This window comes from Pseudomonas sp. UBA7500 (genome assembly GCF_002478435.1).
Classification (GTDB): Bacteria; Pseudomonadota; Gammaproteobacteria; order Pseudomonadales; family Pseudomonadaceae; genus Aquipseudomonas; species Aquipseudomonas palmensis.
Genome location: NZ_DLNW01000023.1, coordinates 1 through 19,106, shown reverse-complemented (window position 1 = coordinate 19,106; position 19,106 = coordinate 1). Strand labels below are relative to the sequence as shown.

The 19,106-nt window shown below is 61.9% G+C and carries 19 protein-coding genes; 11 read left to right on the top strand and 8 right to left on the bottom strand.

Translation table 11 applies throughout. The features are described from left to right. Positions 1–5: 5 nt before the first annotated feature. Together flgC and flgB are read right to left on the bottom strand one after the other, a co-directional pair. Entirely contained in the window at positions 6–449 is a 444-nt protein-coding gene (gene flgC / locus B4I46_RS10700) for a flagellar basal body rod protein FlgC (protein ID WP_043861782.1), read from the bottom strand. A gap of 3 nt (positions 450–452) precedes the next feature. Beyond that, entirely contained in the window at positions 453–860 is a 408-nt protein-coding gene (gene flgB / locus B4I46_RS10695; RefSeq protein WP_054915646.1) for a flagellar basal body rod protein FlgB, read from the bottom strand. Between the two features lie 59 nt (positions 861–919). Here flgB and B4I46_RS10690 point away from each other — a divergent pair, with 59 nt between their 5' ends. Together B4I46_RS10690 and B4I46_RS10685 are read left to right on the top strand one after the other, a co-directional pair. Beyond that, positions 920–1,078, top strand: a complete 159-nt coding sequence (locus tag B4I46_RS10690; protein WP_286900092.1) for a hypothetical protein — start codon at positions 920–922, stop codon at positions 1,076–1,078. A 139-nt stretch (positions 1,079–1,217) separates the two neighbouring features. Beyond that, positions 1,218–3,812 carry an autotransporter outer membrane beta-barrel domain-containing protein gene (locus tag B4I46_RS10685; protein WP_286900187.1) on the top strand — a complete coding sequence of 865 codons (2,595 nt, stop codon included), beginning with the start codon at positions 1,218–1,220 and terminating at the stop codon, positions 3,810–3,812. Positions 3,813–3,870: 58 nt separating this feature from the next. Here the strand turns inward: B4I46_RS10685 and cheR are convergent, their stop codons facing one another. Together cheR and B4I46_RS10675 are read right to left on the bottom strand one after the other, a co-directional pair. Further along, on the bottom strand, positions 3,871–4,698 hold the full coding sequence (gene cheR, locus B4I46_RS10680) for a protein-glutamate O-methyltransferase CheR (protein WP_043861780.1): 828 nt from the start codon (positions 4,696–4,698) through the stop codon (positions 3,871–3,873). 49 nt (positions 4,699–4,747) lie between these two features. Then, positions 4,748–5,677, bottom strand: a complete 930-nt coding sequence (locus tag B4I46_RS10675) for a chemotaxis protein CheV (protein WP_043861779.1) — start codon at positions 5,675–5,677, stop codon at positions 4,748–4,750. Between the two features lie 68 nt (positions 5,678–5,745). Between B4I46_RS10675 and flgA the strand changes: the two genes are divergently transcribed. The 4 genes from flgA (at position 5,746) to B4I46_RS10655 (ending at position 8,323) form a co-directional block, all read left to right on the top strand. Next, positions 5,746–6,498, top strand: coding sequence for a flagellar basal body P-ring formation chaperone FlgA (flgA, locus tag B4I46_RS10670; RefSeq protein WP_043861778.1), 753 nt, complete (start codon positions 5,746–5,748; stop codon positions 6,496–6,498). A 175-nt stretch (positions 6,499–6,673) separates the two neighbouring features. After that, positions 6,674–6,985: a flagellar biosynthesis anti-sigma factor FlgM gene (gene flgM / locus B4I46_RS10665; protein ID WP_043861777.1), complete on the top strand. Its 312-nt coding sequence runs from the start codon at positions 6,674–6,676 to the stop codon at positions 6,983–6,985. A 46-nt stretch (positions 6,986–7,031) separates the two neighbouring features. Next, on the top strand, positions 7,032–7,499 hold the full coding sequence (locus B4I46_RS10660) for a flagella synthesis protein FlgN (RefSeq protein ID WP_043861776.1): 468 nt from the start codon (positions 7,032–7,034) through the stop codon (positions 7,497–7,499). 80 nt (positions 7,500–7,579) lie between these two features. Next, on the top strand, positions 7,580–8,323 hold the full coding sequence (locus B4I46_RS10655; protein ID WP_043861775.1) for a flagellar brake protein: 744 nt from the start codon (positions 7,580–7,582) through the stop codon (positions 8,321–8,323). 136 nt (positions 8,324–8,459) lie between these two features. On the opposite strand, the gene B4I46_RS10650 is transcribed toward B4I46_RS10655, so the two are convergent. The 3 genes from B4I46_RS10650 to bkdR all read right to left on the bottom strand — a co-directional run bounded on the left by B4I46_RS10650 (position 8,460) and on the right by bkdR (position 11,942). After that, entirely contained in the window at positions 8,460–9,800 is a 1,341-nt protein-coding gene (locus B4I46_RS10650) for an MFS transporter (RefSeq protein ID WP_123753571.1), read from the bottom strand. A 173-nt stretch (positions 9,801–9,973) separates the two neighbouring features. Beyond that, positions 9,974–11,215, bottom strand: a complete 1,242-nt coding sequence (locus tag B4I46_RS10645) for a glutamine synthetase family protein (protein WP_177332976.1) — start codon at positions 11,213–11,215, stop codon at positions 9,974–9,976. Positions 11,216–11,450: 235 nt separating this feature from the next. After that, positions 11,451–11,942, bottom strand: a complete 492-nt coding sequence (gene bkdR, locus B4I46_RS10640; protein WP_043861772.1) for a Bkd operon transcriptional regulator BkdR — start codon at positions 11,940–11,942, stop codon at positions 11,451–11,453. 199 nt (positions 11,943–12,141) lie between these two features. Here bkdR and B4I46_RS10635 point away from each other — a divergent pair, with 199 nt between their 5' ends. Genes B4I46_RS10635 through lpdA form a run of 4 tightly spaced genes read left to right on the top strand, consistent with a single transcriptional unit; the run spans position 12,142 to position 17,115 of the window. Continuing rightward, on the top strand, positions 12,142–13,374 hold the full coding sequence (locus tag B4I46_RS10635) for a 3-methyl-2-oxobutanoate dehydrogenase (2-methylpropanoyl-transferring) subunit alpha (RefSeq protein ID WP_043861771.1): 1,233 nt from the start codon (positions 12,142–12,144) through the stop codon (positions 13,372–13,374). Between the two features lies 1 nt (position 13,375). Next, positions 13,376–14,434, top strand: a complete 1,059-nt coding sequence (locus B4I46_RS10630) for an alpha-ketoacid dehydrogenase subunit beta (protein WP_043861770.1) — start codon at positions 13,376–13,378, stop codon at positions 14,432–14,434. Continuing rightward, positions 14,435–15,730 (top strand): dihydrolipoamide acetyltransferase family protein, encoded by a 1,296-nt coding sequence (locus B4I46_RS10625; RefSeq protein ID WP_286900084.1) that lies wholly within the window; start codon positions 14,435–14,437, stop codon positions 15,728–15,730. 2 nt (positions 15,731–15,732) lie between these two features. Continuing rightward, a complete protein-coding gene (gene lpdA, locus B4I46_RS10620) occupies positions 15,733–17,115 on the top strand; it encodes a dihydrolipoyl dehydrogenase (RefSeq protein ID WP_286900081.1) in 1,383 nt (460 codons plus the stop codon). A gap of 37 nt (positions 17,116–17,152) precedes the next feature. Here lpdA and B4I46_RS10615 read toward each other — a convergent pair whose 3' ends face one another. Further along, positions 17,153–18,157 carry a sensor domain-containing diguanylate cyclase gene (locus tag B4I46_RS10615; RefSeq protein ID WP_054915652.1) on the bottom strand — a complete coding sequence of 335 codons (1,005 nt, stop codon included), beginning with the start codon at positions 18,155–18,157 and terminating at the stop codon, positions 17,153–17,155. A gap of 317 nt (positions 18,158–18,474) precedes the next feature. Between B4I46_RS10615 and B4I46_RS10610 the strand changes: the two genes are divergently transcribed. Beyond that, entirely contained in the window at positions 18,475–19,017 is a 543-nt protein-coding gene (locus B4I46_RS10610) for a hypothetical protein (protein WP_058542066.1), read from the top strand. Positions 19,018–19,106: the final 89 nt, after the last annotated feature.

Here is a 19,106-nt window from a genome sequence, read left to right as displayed (position 1 = left end):
CCTTATCACTGACCCAGGGTCAGGACCTTCTGCATCATGGTTTTGGCCGTGTTCATCAGTTCGGCGTTGGTCTGGAACGAGCGGCTGGCGGAGATCATGTCAGCCATTTCCTCGACCACGTTGACGTTCGGGTAGTAGACGTAGCCGTCCTTGTTCGCCGCCGGATGGTTGGGCTGATAGCGCGCCTCGAGGTTGCTCTGGTCTTCGACCACACCCAGCACCTGAACGCCCTGCCCGGCTTCGCCCTGGTCCTGGAACAGCGACTGGCTGACGCCATTCTGGGCCTGCTGGAACGTGGTGGCGAACACCGGGTGGCGGGCACGGTAGGTCTGGTCGATGCTCGAGGAAACGGTCTCGGCGTTGGCGATGTTGGAGGCAACGGTGTTCAGGCGCGTGGTCTGCGCGCTCATGCCGCTACCGGCAATGTTGAAAACGCTGGCAAGGGACATGACTTACTCTCCGCGCAGGGCTGACACCAGCCCTTTGAATTTACTGTTGAGCAGCGTGAAGCTGGCCTGGAAACCCACGGCGTTCTCGGCATAGCTGGATTGCTCGAGCTGCGCGTCAACGGTGTTCTGGTCGATCGAGGGCTGCATGGGCGTGCGGTACTGCAGGGTTTCGTCACCCATCGCCAGGCCTTGGGCCTCGATGTGCCGGGTGTTGGTGCGCTCGAGGGAGAAATGGCCGTTCTTGACCTTGTCGGTCTCGGCCGCCAGCACGGACGAGAAGTCCATGTCGCGCGCCTTGTAGTTGGGCGTGTCGGCGTTGGCGATGTTGTTGGCCAGCACTTCGGCACGCTGGGCGCGAAAGCCCAGTGCCTTTTCGTGAATGCCAAGCGCTTTGTCGAAACTGATGCTCATGTCGGGGAAACCTTTGAAGGTTGACCGTAGGGTTCGTTGCCGGTGATAGAGCAAGTCCCGTGCCAAAACACAAAACCCAGCAAAGCCGGGGCTTTGCCGCGCTTGCCAGCGATGGTAATGCCAGAAAAGCGGCAACGGATTTCCGCCAGACACCGGCAAAGCGGCAATTGCCTGGCAGCGGCAACCCCACCCTGCGCCCTTTTGTCGTCAAATTTTAATGTCAATTCGCCATCTCTCATCTAAGATCCGTCCCGCTCCGCTACGTGGCATCTGGCTATCACCGCACAGCCGTCACGCCACGCAGGCAAGCGCCGAATTCAATACGCTGTGTTTAAGGAATAAACCGTGACTCCTGTGATGTTTCGCAAGACCCTGCTCGCCCTGGCAATCACTGCCACCGCCCTGCCTGTCGGCGCCCAGACCATCGAGTTGACCGATGCCGGCTTCATCAGCGAGCACAAGACCTACGAAGGCAACCTCGAATTCACTGGCGCCTACACCGGCAGTGCCGCCGAAGACGCGATCGAATTCAACGGCAACCACGTCAAGGGCGACCTGATTCTCAACACCACGATCAACAGCAGCGGCGACTTTGCCGGCGGCATCGACCTGGACGCCTGGGAAGACGGCAGCAGCTGGGCCAGCAACCAGATCGACGGCAACCTGATCAACAAGGGCAGCATCAGCGCCGTGGGCGGCGGCTCCAATGCCCTGATGATCGACCCGGCCACCATCAATGGCAGCGTCATCAACCAGGGCCTGCTCAGCGCTACCGGCGAACCGCTGCTCGACGGCAGCGAAATGGACGTGGCCCGTGCACTGGACTTCACCGGCACGATCAAGGGCGACCTGCTCAATGACACCACTGGCCGCATCATCGCCAAGGGCACCAGCGCCAAGGGCATCAACCTGGAAGGCGGCCGTATCGACGGCAAGCTGATCAACAACGGCCTGATCCAGGTTACCGGCGACGGCGCTACCGCCATCGACGCCACTACCAGCTTCAACGGGCAGAATGTGGACATGGTCGACCTGGCCGGCATCGTCAACAACGGCACCATCATCGCCACCGGCGATGACGCCGAAGGCATCCGTGTGGACGGCGCCAGCTTCACCACCACCGAGCGCCAGATCGTCAACACCGGCACCATCAAGGCGACCGATGCGGCCATCGTGATCGGCAACTTCGACATCGATGCCTACGATGACAACCGGCTGTACAACAGCTATGCAGGGCTGGAAATCGTCAACAGCGGCACGCTGATCTCCGAAGACGAAGCGGTCGATGCCTCCGAAACCGAGCGCAGCGTGTACCTGACCTTGCTGGACGGCAGCAAGATCACCGGCAACCTGATCGACCTGACCACCGTCGAGGTGTACGGCAAGGTGGACTTCAGCGGCACCGACAGCAGCAGCGACGGTGCCAACATCCGTCTGCGCCAGGGCGGCTGGATGGACGTGGGCAGCGTCAGCCGCAATGCGCCAGCGCACCTGAACTTCGTGCAGCCGCACACCACCATCGACGGCAACCTGTACGTGGCCGGCAACTCGTCGCTGGACTTGAACCTGAGCAGCGCCACCCGTGCCGACACCGCCGTGGTGGCCGTCAGCGGTACTGCCGAGTTCGGCAAGGGCGCACAGATTCGCCTGGCCGCACAGGGCAGCGACTTCAGCGCCCAAGGCAGCACGTACAACCTGTTCCAGGCCGGGCGCATCGATCTGCTGGACGCTTCCGACAATGTCGACGCCAACGGCAAGCTGAACCTGGTGAGCAGCTCGGCCCTGCTCAAGATCGACAGCTACAGCCTGCAGGACAACAAGCTGGTGGCTACCGTCACCGGCAAGGGCGCCGAAGAAGTCACCGACATCCTGGTCGGCCAGGGTGCCTCGGCCAACAGCCAACTGGCCCTGGGCAGCCTGAACCGCGACAGCATCCTGAGCAAACTGAGCGCCAACGACCCGCTGCTGCAAGCCTTCGCCAATGCCGACGAGGCCCAGCTGGCCAAGCTGGCCGAGCAACTGACACCTGAAGTCAACGGCGGCGCCACCCAGGCAGCCACCACCAGCCAGAACCTGGTGAGCAATGTCACCGGCAGCCGTACCAGCAGCCTGCGCGGCGCCTCCTCGGGCGAAGCGTTCAAGAACACCGGCGTGTGGGTGCAGACCCTCTACAGCGATGCCAGCCAGGACCTGCGCGACGGCGTGGCCGGCTACAACGCCTACAGCCGCGGCATCGCGGTGGGTGCCGACGGCAAGCTCAACGACAACCTGACCCTGGGCCTGGCATACAGCTTCATCAACACCGACGTCAACGGCAAAAGCGGCAACCAGACCAAGGTGGACAGCCACGCCTTCACGCTGTACGGCGGCTTCGAGCAGGGTAACTACTTCGTCGATGCCAGCCTGAGCTATGGCTTGAACGACAACGACAGCAAACGCAAGATTGCCGGCACCTCGGCCAAGGCCGATTACGACAGCGACCTGCTGGGCCTGAACGTGGTGGGTGGCTACACCTATCACATCAACCCGCAGATGCTGGTCGAGCCGCGCATTGCCGCGCGCTACAGCCTGGTGAACATCGACGGTTACCGCGAGAAGGGTTCGTCGGCTGCACTGAAGGTCGAAGACCAGCGCTACGAGGCCATCGAGCTGGGCGCAGGCCTGCGCGTTGCCGGCGAGTATCCGCTGGGCGCCGGCACCCTGCAGCCACAGGCTCGCCTGATGGCATACCATGACTTCGCGGCGGACGAAGCCAAGAGCACCTCGACCTTCCTGCTGGGTAGCACCCCGTTCGTCACCAGCGGCGCCAAGGCCGTGCGCAACAGCTACGAAGCCGGCGTAGGCGCCGACTACAAGCTGGGCGCGGTGACCCTGGGCGTGAACTACGACTACATCGGCAAATCGGGCTTTGACGCCGATGTGTTCTCGGCCAAGGTGCGTTACGACTTCTGATCGATGACAGCAGCTGCATGAAAAAGGCCGGTGTCTCGCGACACCGGCCTTTTTCTTTTCACTTGGCCTGGTAGATGATCCCCGGGCTGCACTGCACCATCTGGTAATGGTCGGGCAGCCCGTTGAGCGCCTCGGACGCCCCCAGGAACAGGTAACCGCCGGGCTTGAGCGTGCCGTGAATGCGCAGCAGGATGTCCTTCTTCACCTGGGCGGAGAAGTAGATCAGCACGTTGCGGCAGAACACGATATCGAACTTGCCCAGGCTCGCGTAGCTGTCGAGCAGGTTGAACGAACGAAACTCGACGCGGCTGCGGATCGGAGCCTTGACTGCCCAGCGCCCCGGCCCCTTGGGGTCGAAATAGCGTTGCAGGCGCTCCTGGGACAAGCCACGGGCAATGGCCAGGCTGTCGTACTCACCGGTCTTGCAGTTGGCCAGCATCGAGCCGGACAGGTCGGTGGCGACGATCTGCGCGCCCATCTTCAATTGCCCGATGTTGCTGCGCTCGAACTCATCGATGGCCATGGAGATCGAGTACGGCTCCTGCCCCGACGAACAGGCCGCCGACCAGATGCGCAGGCGCTGGCCAGGGTTGGCCTTGATCTGCTCGGGCAAGACCTTGTTCTTGAGCACCTCGAACGGATAGTTGTCGCGAAACCACAGGGTTTCGTTGGTGGTCATCGCATCGACCACCTGCTCGCGCAAGCCGCTGCGCGGCTGGGTCTGGATCCGCTGCACCAGCTCGCTCAACGATTTGATGCCCTGCTGTTCCATCAGCTTGTTGAGACGGCTGGAGACCAGATACTGCTTGTTTTCGCCCAGCAGGATGCCACAGGCTTTTTCCAGGAAGACCCGGAATTGTTCGAAATCCAAATTACCCGTAGACAATGATGCCGCCTCTTAAATCATGTGTAACGCCAGGGACGAGCCCTGGCCGTTAGTGGGTGGCCTTGATCCGGTCGACCACGCGTTGCGCCAGGTCATCCGGCCGGAACTTGGCGAGAAAATCATCCGCGCCCACCTTCTTGACCATGGCCTGGTTGAAGACGCCGGAAAGCGAAGTATGCAGGATGATGTGCAACTTTTGCATGCGCGGGTCGTTGCGGATTTCTGCAGTCAGGGTATAGCCGTCCATTTCCGGCATCTCGATGTCGGAAATCATCATCAGGAATTCCTCTTCCGGATGCTTGCCCTCATCGACCATCTTGCGCAGGTAATCCAGCGCCTGCCGGCCGTCGTTGAGCGCAACCACCTCGACCCCCACCGTCTGCAGGCAACGGCTGACCTGCTTGCGTGCCACCGAGGAGTCATCCACGGTGAGCACGCGCAGCGACACGGCCTTGACCTGCACTTCTTCGTCGACCACACCCAGGGAGATCGCCTCGGAGGTCGGCGAGACCTCGGCGAGGATCTTCTCCACGTCGATGATCTCGACCATCTTGCCGTCCACCCGGGTCACGGCCGTCAGGTAATGGTCACGACCGGTGCCCTTGGGTGGCGGATGGATCTCCTCCCAGTTCATGTTGACGATGCGTTCGACCGAGTGCACCAGAAACCCCTGGGTCTTGGTGTTGTACTCGGTGATGATCACGAAGCTCTTGCTGACATCTTCACTCAGACCGGGCATGCCGGTCGCCATCGCCAGATCCAGGATCGGGATGGTTGCCCCACGAATATTCGCCACACCGCGCACCACCGGGTTGGACTTGGGCATCACGGTCAGGTTCGGGCATTGCAGCACCTCCCGCACCTTGAACACGTTGATCCCGTACAGCTGCTCGCCATTGAGGCGGAACAACAGCAGTTCGAGACGGTTCTGCCCTACCAGTTGTGTGCGCTGGTTAACCGAATCCATTACACCAGCCATGCCAGACTCCTCGACCAAATGCTCGAGCGTCGTACCGCAGTCGGCACGCGCCTTGCTTTTTTAACTGTATGAACACGAAAACGACATTTTTCCGACGCCTGACCCGCCCCTTGCCCGGCATCCTTGCTGCGCTGTGCCTGCTGGCCCCCGGCGTTCGAACTCTGGCTGACGCTTTCACCTTGCCTGAACAGCTTATCGGTGTCACTCAGGGGTTTCTTGAATTCACGGTCGAGGATTACCTGGCGACCAGCCAGACCGAAGGGCGCTTCGAGATCCAGGTCAACAGCCTCGACCCGCGCCTGCGCATGCCACTGTGCGACCAGCAACTGGGCGCCACCCTGGAAAGCCCGGCGCAACCGCTGGGCAGGGTGACCGTGCGCGTACGCTGCGATGGCAGCTCCCCGTGGACGGTGTTCGTGCCGGCCCAGGTGCGGCTGTTTCGCAATGTGGTGACCGTGGCGCGTCCGCTCAAGCGCGACAGCGTGGTCGGCGAACAGGACGTGAGCCTGCGCGAGCGGGACGTGGGCATGCTCAACCAGGGCTACCTGACCAGCCTGGAGCAGGCCGTGGGCCTGAAGGTCATCCGACCGACGGTCATCGATCAGGTGCTCACGCCGCTGCATCTGGAGCAGGCCGAAGTGGTCCGCAAGGGCGATCATGTGGTCATCATCGCCCGCAGCGGCACGCTGAGCGTGCGCATGCCGGGAGAAGCCTTGAGCAAGGGCGGCATCAGTGAACAGATACGGGTACGCAATCTGAACTCCAAACGGGTGGTGAAGGCACGGGTCACTGGACCAGGGCAGGTGGAAGTCGCGATGTGAAGCGGGTCACGACGCCAGAACAAACAAGGCTGGCGATCAGGAACCGCTTTTCCTAAACTGTGTCGAACCGGGTTGATGGGCTGGCCGCGCAAGCTGCACTGCATTTGCGTCTAAAGTTTCTTTCGGGTTGGCCGAAAACAAGGCAAGCGTCCAAACACCCAGAGGTTTTCTGATCATGGTCATCGACTTCAGTCGTTTGAATAATTCCCCGTCCGTGACGGGCGCCGTGCGCACTGGCAACAGCCAGGAAAGCACGGCCACTGCTCGCACCGCCACCAGCGCTACCGAGGCTGGCCAGAGCGGAGAAGCCGTACACCTGAGCCACGAGGCCCAGCAGTTGCAACAGGTCAGCGACAAGCTGCGCGATCAACCGGTTGTCAACAGCGCCCGCGTGGCCGAGTTGAAACAGGCCATCGCCGACGGCAGCTACCAGGTGGACGCCCAGCGCGTCGCCAGCAAACTGCTTAATTTCGAAGCCCAGCGCTAGCCCTCTGGCGCGCTGACTTCAGGACGCTAGAACCAAGAGCCAGCCAATGCACGACACTACTCTGCTGCAACTGATCGAAGATGATATTGCTCCAGCGCAACAACTGCTCGAGTTGTTGCAGGCTGAAGCCGTGGCCCTGCATGGCCGCGACATGCCCTTGCTGGAAAATATTCTGGCCCGCAAGCAATCGCTGGTGGTGCTGCTCGATCAAGGCGGACAACGACGTAGTGCGCTGCTTGCGAACCTGGGCCTGCCGCAAAGCCGCGAAGGTGTAGTGGCCATGGCCGAGCAATCGGACCTGGGCTCCCTGCTCATCGAGCAGCTCGATGTGCTGGCTGCGCTGATGAATGATTGCCAGGCGGTCAACGCACGCAACGGCCAGGCGATCCAGCTTCAGCAGTACACCACCGAAAACCAGATCAAGATCCTCATGGGTGGCGAATCACCGTCGCTCTACGATGCCCGTGGCACTACATCGCCGCTTTCAAAGCCTCGTGCACTCAGCCAGGCGTGACCCCCTCTATCAAGGCACGATTCATGCTGGCAGAATGCCAGCAATTGCCTGTGTCGTTTTTGCCTGGAGATTCATCAACCGTGTTCAATGACGAAGAAGCTCCTCAGCCTCCGAAGGTGCTGACTACGCCTTTGGAAATTGCCGCTCATTTGCGGATGTTGCTAGAGAGCCATGACCCACTGATCATCACGTTCCCCGAACGCAGCCAGCGCTTCCAGAGTTATGTGGTGGAGGTAGACCGGGACAGCAACAGCATGGCCCTGGACGAAATGATCCCGCGCGATGGCGAACGCTTCCTCGAAAATGGCGAACCATTCCGTATCGAAGGCTTCCATGACGGCGTGCGCATTGCCTGGGACTGCACTACCCCGCTGAGCATCAGCACCTCTGACGGCTCACGCTGCTACCGCGGCAGCCTGCCCACAGAAGTTACCTATCACCAGCGTCGCAATGCGTTTCGCGCGGCACTGAAGCTGTCGCAACTGGTCGACGTGATTTTCGACGGCGAGAAACTGCGTGGCGAGCACCCGCTCAAGGGCAAGCTGCTGGATATTTCGGCTACTGGCTGCAAGCTTCGCTTCGAGGGCGATATCGAGGAGCGGTTGCAGTTGGGCCAGGTCTACGAGAAGTTTGCTACCGGCCTGCCGCTGGGGCTTTCTCAGGTAATGGTCGAGCTGCGCCACCTGCACTATGAAGAGCGCTTGAACGCCACCTTCGCCGGCATTCGCTTTCATAACGTGACAGGACAGATGGCGCGCAAGATCGAAAGTTTTGTGTACCAGCTGCAACGTGAAGCGCGACGCTTCGACAAAGACGATTACTGATAGACATCACGCTTCACATTTCCAAGGGTAGCTACCCATTCAGCGGCAACGGATTCATCCGCAAAGGGGCGCCTGGCGCCCCGCCTGCCGGCGGAACTCAGACGCAGCCCTTCGCCACTATCTGCCCCCACGCCACTCACACTTCTGGCGCAGGCTTGACAGGTTCGACGCCCTCAGCCTCCCCGGGCGAGCCCTCCTCCTCGGTATCTTCGGCACCTACCGGTGCCTGCATCTGATCCTGCACCACCTGCTCATCAACCCGCGGGTCGAGCGCCGCAGACAGCGGTGAACCTGCCGCCGGCATCGCTACGTGAAGCAATGGCGCATCCTCGACCTGATGCAGGTTGGTAACAGCTTTGGGACGGATGCGCCACACCAGCACCAGCGCGAAGAAACAGAAGAACGCGTACAGCATCTGGTCGCCCAGGGTCTTCATCAGCACACCGGCCACCAGCGGCCCGATGCTCGCCCCCACGCCATAGGTCACCAGCAGCATCGCGGTGAGCGAGACCCGTCGCTCGCTTTCAACGTGGTCGTTGGAAAACGCCACCGCCAGCGGGTAGAGGCAGAACTGCAGCAGCGAGACCGCAAAACCGGTGATGAACAGCACCTCGAGCGGCACGCTCGGCAGCAGCGCCAATGGCAGGGAGGTGACGGCCAGCCCCACCGCCACACTGCGAATCAGCACGGCCCGGTCGTAACGGTCCGACAACCAGCCCAATGGCCACTGCACCAGCAGGCCGGCAAAGATGCAGCAGCCCATGAACACACCGACCTGTTCTGTACTGAGCCCCTGCTTGGAGGCGTACAGAGGCGCCAGACCATAGAACGACCCCACGATCAGCCCCGCCCCCAGCACCGTACTCAGCGACTGGGGGACGCGCTTGATGAAGAACCGCGGCTCCATGGGGGCCGGACGCAGCGGTGCGGGGTGGATGCGCCGGGTTAGGGCCACCGGAACCAGGCACAGCGCAAAGCACATGGCCACCAGCATCAGCAGCTCCAGGCCCAGCTGCGGGTGAACCACCAGAATCAGCTGGCCCAGTACCAGGCCCAGATAGGAGGCGATCATGTAACCGCTGAACACCGCCCCACGCTGCTTGGCGTCGGCCTGTTCGTTGAGCCAGCTCTCGATCACCATGTACTGGCACATCATGCCCAGGCCGACGATCACCCGCAGCAGCAGCCAGGCCGGCAGCCAGCTGACCAGACCATGACCAAGCACCGCTGCGCCGACGATGCCGGCACACGTAGCGTAGGCGCGGATATGCCCCACCCTGGCGATCAGCCGGTGACCGATCTTGCCCCCCAGCGCCAGGCCGAAATAGTTGGCCGCCATCAGCGCACCGACCCACAGGCTGTCGACCTGATCGGCCGCCAGGCGCAGGGCCAGGTAGGTGCTCAACAGGCCGGAACCGATCAACATCATCAATGCGGCGAAATACAGCGCGCGAAAAGACTTCCAGATACTTCGCATCGACGTCCCTGAGGGCCCCTTGAGCAGGTGAAAAAACTGCTTGAAAGCATAAGTGAAAAAAACGCCGACGCGGCGGGCCGGGCATAAAAAAACAGGTGACAAACCATGATCTCGATCATGGCTGCCACCTGCCTCCGCTTACCCTGGCGCCAGGCGGCATTGCCGCCCCGCAGTTACGCCTGTGCCGCCAGCACGCGCCGCTCCCACGGGGTGATCTCGTCGAAGAAGCTGGTCAGTTCCAGGGTCTTGGACGCGATGTAACCTTCGATGAACTCAGTCCCGAACAGTTCCCTCGCCAACTGGCTGCGCTTGAGACGCTCCAGTGCCGCGTGCAGCGTGCAGGGCAGTGACAGGTTGTCGGGCACCTCGAATTCGCCCTGGATCGCTGGCGCCGGCTCCAGTTGCTGTTCGATGCCGTACAAGCCGGCCGCCAGGCTGGCGGCGATGGCCAGGTAGGGGTTGGTATCGGCCCCGGGCAGGCGGTTCTCGACCCTGCGCGCTACCGGTGCGCTGGCAGGAATACGCAGGCCCGCAGCGCGGTTGTCTTCAGACCAACAGGCATTGTTGGGCGAGGCATAGGGGTGACACAGGCGCTGATAGGAATTGACGTTGGGCGCGAACAACGCGGTGAAGTCGGCCATGCACGCCTGCTGGCCGCCGATGAAGTGATAGAAGGCGGGCGTGGGCTGCCCCTGGGCGTCGCTGAACACGTTGCGGCCGTTGTCGATCTCGACCACGCTCTGGTGAATGTGCATCGAACTGCCTGGAGTTCTGGCCAGCGGCTTGGCCATGCACACCACATTCAGGCCATGCTTGAGCGCAACCTCCTTGAGCAGGTGCTTGAACAGGAAGGTCTGGTCGGCAAGCAGCAGCGGGTCACCGTGCAGCAGGTTGATCTCGAACTGGCTGACGCCCATCTCGTGCATGAAGGTGTCGCGCGGCAGGCCCAGGGCCTCCATGCAACGGTAGACCTCGCTGAAGAACGGGCGCAGGCCATTGTTGGAACTGACACTGAACGCCGAATGGCCGTCCTCGCGCCGACCGTCCAGCCCGGTGGGCGGCAGGAACGGCTGGCTCGGGTCGGGATTGGGAGCGAACACGAAGAACTCGAGTTCGGTGGCCACCACTGGCGCCAGGCCGTGCGTGCGATACCGCTCGATCACCGCCTTGAGCTGGCCGCGGGTGGACAAGCCCGAGCTCTGTCCATCGAGCTCATTGGCATCGCAGATCGCCAGTGCCCTTGGTTCGTCGCTCCAGGGCAGGCGGTAGATATGCAGGGGGTCGGCCGCCAGGGCAAGGTCGCCGTCGTCGCTGCCATAGAAGCGTGCCGCAGGGTATCCGCCCATGATGCACTGCAGCAGCACGCCGCGTGCCATCTGCAGGCGCCGCCCTTCCAGGAACCCCTCGGCGGTCATCACCTTGCCGCGAGGCACGCCATTGAGGTCGGGGGTGACGCATTCGATTTCATCAATGCCCGTCAATCGCTCGGCGAGAGAACGTTGGCCATTGGTCGTCATGACTTGATCCTTGTTATTTTTAACAAGCCGCGAACGGCGACCCGAACAACATAGTCCGGGGGTGTTAAAAATATCAAGCACCATATAGTCCCGATCGCTGGACGAACGCCGCCAGCCAACCCGTAGAAGCTGTCTACACTGTGCCTGGCAGCGTAATACCGTTGGCCGGCAGCGGCAGCGCAGTCTTGTAGCGCACCTGCTTGAGGGCGAAGCTGGAGCGAATATTGGCCACCCCGGGCAAGCGGGTGAGGTAGTCCAGAAACCGCTCCAGGGCCTGGATGCTCGGCAGCAGTACACGCAGCAGGTAATCCGGGTCGCCGGTCATCAGGTAGCACTCCATCACTTCCGGGCGCTCGGCGATTTCCTCTTCGAAGCGGTGCAGCGATTGCTCCACCTGTTTTTCCAGGCTGACGTGGATGAACACGTTCACGTCCAGCCCCAGCACTTCGGGCGACAGCAAGGTCACCTGCTGGCGAATCACGCCAAGCTCCTCCAGCGCCTTGACCCGGTTGAAACAGGGGGTGGGCGACAGATTTACCGAACGGGCCAGCTCGGCGTTGGTGATGCGGGCATTGTCCTGAAGGCTGTTGAGAATGCCGATGTCAGTACGATCCAGTTTGCGCATGAGACAAATTCACCTGCTTCTTGTTCTTTTGAAGAATGTTTATCCGCAAGCCAGCCCAAAGGCAATGAACTTGAGAAAAATATTCTTCCGCCAGCGGAATATGATGTAGGCAAGACTGACTCTCCGGTCACAAGCCGGGTTCAGTAGCGACCGCTTCAAAGCTCAACAAAAACACAAGACAGAGCGAGCGTAAAAAAGCATGAACGAGTACGCCCCCCTGCGTCTGCATGTGCCCGAGCCTACAGGCCGGCCAGGCTGCCAGACCGATTTTTCCTACCTGCGTCTGAATGACGCCGGTCAGGTCCGCAAACCCGCCATCGATGCCGAACCCGCCGGTACCGCCGACCTTGCCTACGGGCTGATCCGCGTGCTCGACGAACAGGGCCGTGCGCTTGGCCCCTGGGCCGAGGACATCGGCCCCGAAGTGCTGCGCCAAGGCATGCGCGCGATGCTCAAGACCCGGCTGTTCGACAGCCGCATGGTCGTTGCGCAGCGCCAGAAGAAGATGTCCTTCTACATGCAGAGTCTGGGCGAGGAAGCCATCGGCAGCGGCCAGGCACTGGCCTTGAACCGCAGCGACATGTGCTTCCCCACCTACCGCCAGCAGAGCATCCTGATGGCCCGCGACGTGTCGCTGGTGGAAATGATCTGCCAGCTGCTGTCCAACGAGCGCGACCCGCTCAAGGGTCGCCAACTGCCCATCATGTACTCGGTGCGCGAAGCCGGCTTCTTCACCATCAGCGGTAACCTGGCGACCCAGTTCGTGCAGGCGGTCGGCTGGGCCATGGCCTCGGCCATCAAGGGCGATACCAAGATCGCTTCGGCCTGGATCGGCGATGGTGCTACGGCCGAGTCGGACTTCCACACCGCGCTGACCTTCGCACACGTGTACCAGGCCCCGGTGATTCTCAACGTGGTCAACAACCAGTGGGCCATCTCCACCTTCCAGGCCATCGCCGGTGGTGAATCCACCACCTTCGCCGGCCGCGGCGTTGGCTGTGGCATCGCTTCGCTGCGGGTCGACGGCAACGACTTCATCGCGGTGTACGCGGCCTCGCGCTGGGCCGCCGAACGTGCCCGCCGCGGCCTGGGCCCGACCCTGATCGAATGGGTGACCTACCGCGCCGGGCCGCACTCCACGTCGGACGACCCGTCCAAGTACCGTCCGGCCGACGACTGGAGCCACTTCCCCCTCGGCGACCCGATCGCCCGCCTCAAGCAGCACCTGGTGGCCATCGGGCACTGGTCGGAGCAAGAGCATCAGGCGGTGACTGCTGAGCTGGAAGCCGAAATCATCAGTGCGCAGAAGGAAGCCGAGCAGTACGGCACCCTGGCCGGCGGGCAGATGCCCAGCCCGGCGAGCATTTTCGAGGATGTGTACAAGGAAATGCCGGAACACCTGCGGCGCCAGCGCCAGGAACTGGGGATCTGACATGAACGATCACAACACCACTATCCAGTTGGAAACCGCCATGGCGACTACCACCATGACCATGATCCAGGCCCTGCGTTCGGCCATGGATATCATGCTTGAGCGCGATGACAATGTTGTCGTCTATGGCCAGGACGTCGGTTACTTCGGCGGCGTGTTCCGCTGCACCGAAGGGCTGCAGAACAAGTACGGCAAGTCGCGGGTGTTCGACGCACCGATCTCCGAAAGCGGTATCGTCGGCACCGCCGTGGGCATGGGTGCCTATGGCCTGCGCCCTGTGGTGGAAATCCAGTTTGCCGACTACTTCTACCCTGCCTCGGACCAGATCGTCTCGGAGATGGCCCGCCTGCGCTACCGCTCCGCCGGCGAGTTCGTGGCCCCGCTGACCCTGCGCATGCCGTGCGGTGGCGGCATCTACGGCGGCCAGACCCACAGCCAGAGCCCGGAGGCGATGTTCACCCAGGTCTGCGGCCTGCGTACCGTGATGCCTTCGAACCCCTACGACGCCAAGGGCCTGTTGATCGCCTCGATCGAAAACGACGACCCGGTGATCTTCCTGGAGCCCAAGCGCCTGTACAACGGCCCTTTCGACGGGCACCACGACCGGCCGGTAACGCCCTGGTCCAAACACCCCGCCAGCGCCGTACCGGATGGCTACTACACCGTGCCACTGGACAAGGCTGCCATCACCCGCCCAGGCAATGCGGTGACGGTACTGACCTACGGCACCACGGTGTATGTATCCCAGGTGGCTGCCGAAGAGACCGGCATCGACGCCGAGGTCATCGACCTGCGCAGCCTCTGGCCACTGGACCTGGAGACCATCGTCGAGTCGGTGAAGAAGACCGGCCGCTGTGTGGTCGTGCACGAAGCCACCCGCACCTGCGGCTTTGGCGCCGAGCTGGTAGCGCTGGTACAGGAGCACTGCTTCCATCACCTCGAAGCCCCGATCGAACGCGTCACCGGTTGGGACACCCCCTACCCGCACGCGCAGGAATGGGCGTACTTCCCCGGCCCATCGCGAGTGGGTGCGGCATTGAAACGGGTCATGGAGGTCTGAATGGGCACGCACGTCATCAAGATGCCGGACATCGGCGAAGGCATCGCACAGGTTGAGCTGGTGGAGTGGTTCGTAAAGGTCGGCGATACCGTCACCGAAGATCAGGTGGTCGCCGACGTCATGACCGACAAGGCCACCGTGGAAATTCCTTCGCCGGTCACCGGCAAGGTGCTGGCCCTGGGCGGCCAGCCCGGTGAGGTCATGGCCGTAGGCAGCGAGCTGATTCGCATCGAGGTCGAAGGGGCCGGCAACTATCAGGAAGGCGCCGGCAAGCCGGCAGCAGCCACGCCGCCTGCGGTAGCTGCCGCACCGAAGGCCAGCGTACCCGAAGCCCAACCCCAGCCCGCCGTCGTGTCTACCCCGGCAGCGGCATCTTCAGGCAACGCACAGCGTTCACCGACGATCGTGCCACGTGAGGCCAACGAGCGTCCGCTGGCCTCCCCGGCGGTGCGCAAGCGCGCGCTGGATGCGGGCATAGAGCTGCGCTATGTACATGGTAGTGGCCCTGCCGGGCGCATCCTGCACGAAGACCTGGACGCTTTTCTCGTTCAACCGAGTACCAGCAGTGCATCGGGCCCCGGTGGCTATGCAAGGCGTGACGACAACGAGCAGGTGCCAGTGATCGGCCTGCGCCGCAAGATCGCGCAGCGCATGCAGGATGCCAAGCGCCGCGTCGCGCACTTCAGCTATGTCGAGGAAATCGACGTGACCGCGCTGGAAGAACTGCGCGTGCACCTGAACAAGAAGCATGGTGACAGCCGCGGCAAGCTGACCCTGCTGCCCTTCCTGGTACGGGCAATGGTGATCGCCGCGCGCGAATTCCCGCAGATCAACGCCACCTATGACGACGAAGCCCAGCTCATTACCCGCCATGGTGCAGTGCATGTGGGTATCGCCACCCAGGGCGACAACGGGCTGATGGTACCGGTGCTGCACCATGCCGAGGCCGGCAGCCTGTGGAGCAATGCCAGCGAGATCGCCCGGGTAGCCAACGCCGCCCGCAACAACAAGGCCAGCCGTGAAGAGCTGTCCGGCTCGACCATTACGCTCACCAGCCTCGGCGCACTGGGCGGCATCGTCAGCACACCGGTGGTGAACACGCCGGAGGTGGCCATTGTCGGGGTCAACCGCATCGTCGAGCGGCCAATGGTGGTCAACGGCCAGATCGTGGTGCGCAAGATGATGAACCTGTCCAGTTCGTTCGACCATCGTGTGGTCGACGGCATGGACGCCGCGCTCTTCATCCAGGCCATCCGCGGCCTGCTCGAACAACCTGCCAGCCTGTTTGTGGAGTGACCATGCAGACTCTCAATACCACCCTGCTGATCATTGGGGGCGGCCCCGGCGGTTATGTCGCGGCGATTCGTGCCGGTCAACTGGGCATCCCCACTGTACTGGTCGAAGGCCAGGCACTGGGCGGCACCTGCCTGAACATCGGCTGTATTCCATCCAAGGCACTGATCCATGTAGCGGAGCAGTTCCACCAGACTTGTCAGCACAGCCAGCACTCCAGCCTGGGGATCAAGGTACAGGCTCCCAGCCTGGACATTACCCAGAGCGTGGCCTGGAAGGACGGCATCGTCGACCGCCTGACCAGCGGCGTTGCCGCCTTGCTGAAGAAACACGGCGTGACGGTGATTCATGGCTGGGCAAGGATCGTCGACGGCAAAACCGTCGACGTCGAAGGCCAGCGCATTCAGTGCGAGCACCTGCTGCTCGCCACAGGCTCCAGCAGTGTGGAGCTGCCCATGCTCCCACTGGGCGGCGCGATCATCTCGTCCACCGAAGCCCTGGCCCCGCAACGCCTGCCAAGGCGCCTGACGGTGGTGGGTGCAGGCTATATCGGCCTGGAGCTGGGTATTGCCTACCGCAAGCTGGGGGTCGAGGTAAGCGTGGTGGAAGCGCGCGAGCGTATCCTGCCTACGTATGACAGCGAGCTCACTCAGCCGGTAGCCGAGTCGCTGAAGAAACTGGGCATGACGCTGTACCTCAAGCACAGCGTCGAAGGCTTCGATAACGCCACCCAGTGCCTGCAGATCAGGGACCCGCATGGCGAACAGTTGAGGCTGGAAACCGATCAGGTGCTGGTTGCCGTAGGACGTCGGCCACGCACTCAAGGGTTCAACCTGGAAACCCTGGAGCTCAAGATGAATGGCTCTGCCATTGCCATCGATGAGCGTTGCCAGACCAGCATGCGCAATGTGTGGGCAATCGGCGATCTGAGCGGCGAGCCGATGCTGGCCCACCGCGCCATGGCCCAGGGCGAGATGGTGGCCGAACTCATCGCCGGCAAGCAGCGGGTTTTCGATCCGGTGGCCATCGCGGCAGTGTGCTTTACCGACCCCGAGGTGGTGGTGGCAGGCAAGACACCCGAGGCCGCACAACAGCAAGGCCTGGATTGCATCGTTGCGCAGTTCCCGTTCGCGGCCAATGGCAGGGCCATGACGCTGGAATCCAAAAGCGGCTTCGTACGCGTGGTGGCGCGTCGCGACAATCATCTGATCCTGGGCTGGCAGGCTGTCGGCGTGGGGGTTTCGGAACTGTCTACCGCGTTTGCACAATCACTGGAGATGGGCGCCCGGCTCGAGGATGTGGCCGGAACCATCCATGCCCACCCTACCCTCGGAGAGGCTGTGCAGGAGGCTGCATTGCGTGCCTTGGGGCACGCGTTGCACCTGTAGCCAGAACCACTGGGCGTCGATCATCGACGCCCAGGCATCAGGCGATCTGGTTCTTGCCGCCGGCCTTGGCGCGATAGAGCGCCTGGTCGGCACGGGCGACCAGTTGCTCCGGGCGCTCGCCGCCACGCCACTGGGCGATGCCAAAACTCAATGTGACGCGGTGCTCGCCAATTGGGGGCAACCTCAACACCTGCTGGCGGATGGCATCGGCTACCGCCATTGCTGCCTGCAGGTCACTCCCTGGCATCAACACCATGAACTCGTCACCCCCCCATCGGGCAAGCAGGTGCTCGGGGCCGACACACTTACGGATCTGTTCGACCACCTCTACCAGGGCGGTATCGCCACGGGCGTGGCCGTAACGATCATTGATCGGCTTGAAATCGTCGAAATCCATCAGGATCAGGCTCAAGGGCAAACGAAAGCGGCCGGCACGTTCGCATTCCTGAAGCAGGGCCTTTTCCAGGCGATAACGATTGGCCGCCAGGGTCAACGAGTCGCGCTCGGCCAGGTCACGGTTCTCATCGAGCTGACGTTTCAGTTGCTCGTTCACCCAGCACAGTTCCCGGGTCCGTTCGGCAATCAGTGACTCCAGCGAGCTGTTGCGCTGCTCCAGATGGGCAACCAGGCGCTTGCGGTCGTCGATGTTGCGGTGTGCACCGAACATCCTGGCCACCGACCCATCAGGGTTGCGCGCAACCACATGCCCGCTGTCCTCGATCCACAGGTAGCTGCCATCCTTGCAACGGCAACGGTACTCCACCTGGTAGCTTGGCGCGCGCTGGCTCAGGTAGTCCTCGAAGCAGGCCATCACCCGCGGGTAGTCCTCGGGGTGAATGACGTTTTCCCAGGTGAACACCGTATTGTCCAGCGAGTGGCTGGGGTAGCCCAGCATGCGATACCAACCCGGGTTGCGATAGACATGCCCGGTGTTGGCGTTCCAGTCCCAGATGCCATCACTGACCAGGTCCAGAAGGGTTTGCAGTTGCTCTTGCCCCAGGTCGCTCAATGGCGCCATCACGCAAGCGGTATTCTCACTCATGGACACTCTCCCCTGTCCAGCAACTACGCCCCAGCTCAATGATGGTGCTGCCGATTGTTATGCGCCAAAGCCTGCGCGAAATTTCGAACAATATACTCGCGAAAGAATGGAAGCGGCAGGCGGAACCGACCGCACGTCCAACTGCAGGCCTTGGCTGTTGCCGCCTGCGGCAATCATCCTCCTCTTTGGGGCAACAGCGTGCCAGAGTAAACGGCCGAGCATTGCTGCCCCCTTGTAATACAGAGGGTTCAGAGCGTGAGGTAACTGGCACAGCCCTTGCTCTTCCCTTGCTCTGCACAGTATCGGGAGACCTTCAGGTGAGCATCATCAATGATTATGGTTGGCAGGTAGCCGCTACCACTCAGCAACGTAGCAGTGTTTCTACAGACAGCGATGCTGTGCCGTATGTACCTGTTTCAGTTGCCATTCAGTCGACGTCCGACACGCGCGGGAGTGCCAGTCACTCCGAGCAGCGCTTTCACGACAACCAGCAAGAAGCGTTCGCAAAGTTCAAGGTCAGTCTGCAGAACCTGGAAGAGATCTTCGACACGAAAGAACCAGAGAGCACTGCCTTGCAAGAGTTTCGCGACTACATGGCACTGTCTCCCGAGCAGAAAATTCGCGAAAAGATGCTGCGCGAACTTGGGCTGAGCCTTGAAGAATACGAAGAGTTACCCCCTGAGAAGAAAGAACTGATCGACAAGCAGATCGCTCAACGCATCAAGGAAGAAATGGAGATAAAAACCATGGCCAAGCTGCAACCGCCTCAACAGATGGATGCGGTCAATGCACTGGCAGGTTCACAGACACTGTCGGCAGAAGGCACCGACGAGAAGGACAGGACGGACCCGCTGGCCTGAATCGTATTACGTAAAAAAACCACCTCCCAAGGTGGTTTTTTTATGCCCGCCTTGCAGGAAACTTTCAGCCCACAAAGACAAAACCCCTA

What these genes read in the sequence shown, in the direction of transcription:
- flgC (WP_043861782.1), bottom strand. Translation starts at nt 449, where the DNA reads ATGTCCCTTGCCAGCGTTTTCAACATTGCCGGTAGCGGCATGAGCGCG.
- flgB (WP_054915646.1), bottom strand. Translation starts at nt 860, where the DNA reads ATGAGCATCAGTTTCGACAAAGCGCTTGGCATTCACGAAAAGGCACTG.
- B4I46_RS10685 (WP_286900187.1), top strand. Translation starts at nt 1,218, where the DNA reads ATGTTTCGCAAGACCCTGCTCGCCCTGGCAATCACTGCCACCGCCCTG.
- B4I46_RS10675 (WP_043861779.1), bottom strand. Translation starts at nt 5,677, where the DNA reads ATGGCTGGTGTAATGGATTCGGTTAACCAGCGCACACAACTGGTAGGG.
- flgA (WP_043861778.1), top strand. Translation starts at nt 5,746, where the DNA reads ATGAACACGAAAACGACATTTTTCCGACGCCTGACCCGCCCCTTGCCC.
- flgM (WP_043861777.1), top strand. Translation starts at nt 6,674, where the DNA reads ATGGTCATCGACTTCAGTCGTTTGAATAATTCCCCGTCCGTGACGGGC.
- B4I46_RS10660 (WP_043861776.1), top strand. Translation starts at nt 7,032, where the DNA reads ATGCACGACACTACTCTGCTGCAACTGATCGAAGATGATATTGCTCCA.
- B4I46_RS10650 (WP_123753571.1), bottom strand. Translation starts at nt 9,800, where the DNA reads ATGCGAAGTATCTGGAAGTCTTTTCGCGCGCTGTATTTCGCCGCATTG.
- B4I46_RS10645 (WP_177332976.1), bottom strand. Translation starts at nt 11,215, where the DNA reads ATGACCGCCGAGGGGTTCCTGGAAGGGCGGCGCCTGCAGATGGCACGC.
- bkdR (WP_043861772.1), bottom strand. Translation starts at nt 11,942, where the DNA reads ATGCGCAAACTGGATCGTACTGACATCGGCATTCTCAACAGCCTTCAG.
- B4I46_RS10635 (WP_043861771.1), top strand. Translation starts at nt 12,142, where the DNA reads ATGAACGAGTACGCCCCCCTGCGTCTGCATGTGCCCGAGCCTACAGGC.
- B4I46_RS10630 (WP_043861770.1), top strand. Translation starts at nt 13,376, where the DNA reads ATGAACGATCACAACACCACTATCCAGTTGGAAACCGCCATGGCGACT.
- B4I46_RS10625 (WP_286900084.1), top strand. Translation starts at nt 14,435, where the DNA reads ATGGGCACGCACGTCATCAAGATGCCGGACATCGGCGAAGGCATCGCA.
- lpdA (WP_286900081.1), top strand. Translation starts at nt 15,733, where the DNA reads ATGCAGACTCTCAATACCACCCTGCTGATCATTGGGGGCGGCCCCGGC.
- B4I46_RS10615 (WP_054915652.1), bottom strand. Translation starts at nt 18,157, where the DNA reads ATGAGTGAGAATACCGCTTGCGTGATGGCGCCATTGAGCGACCTGGGG.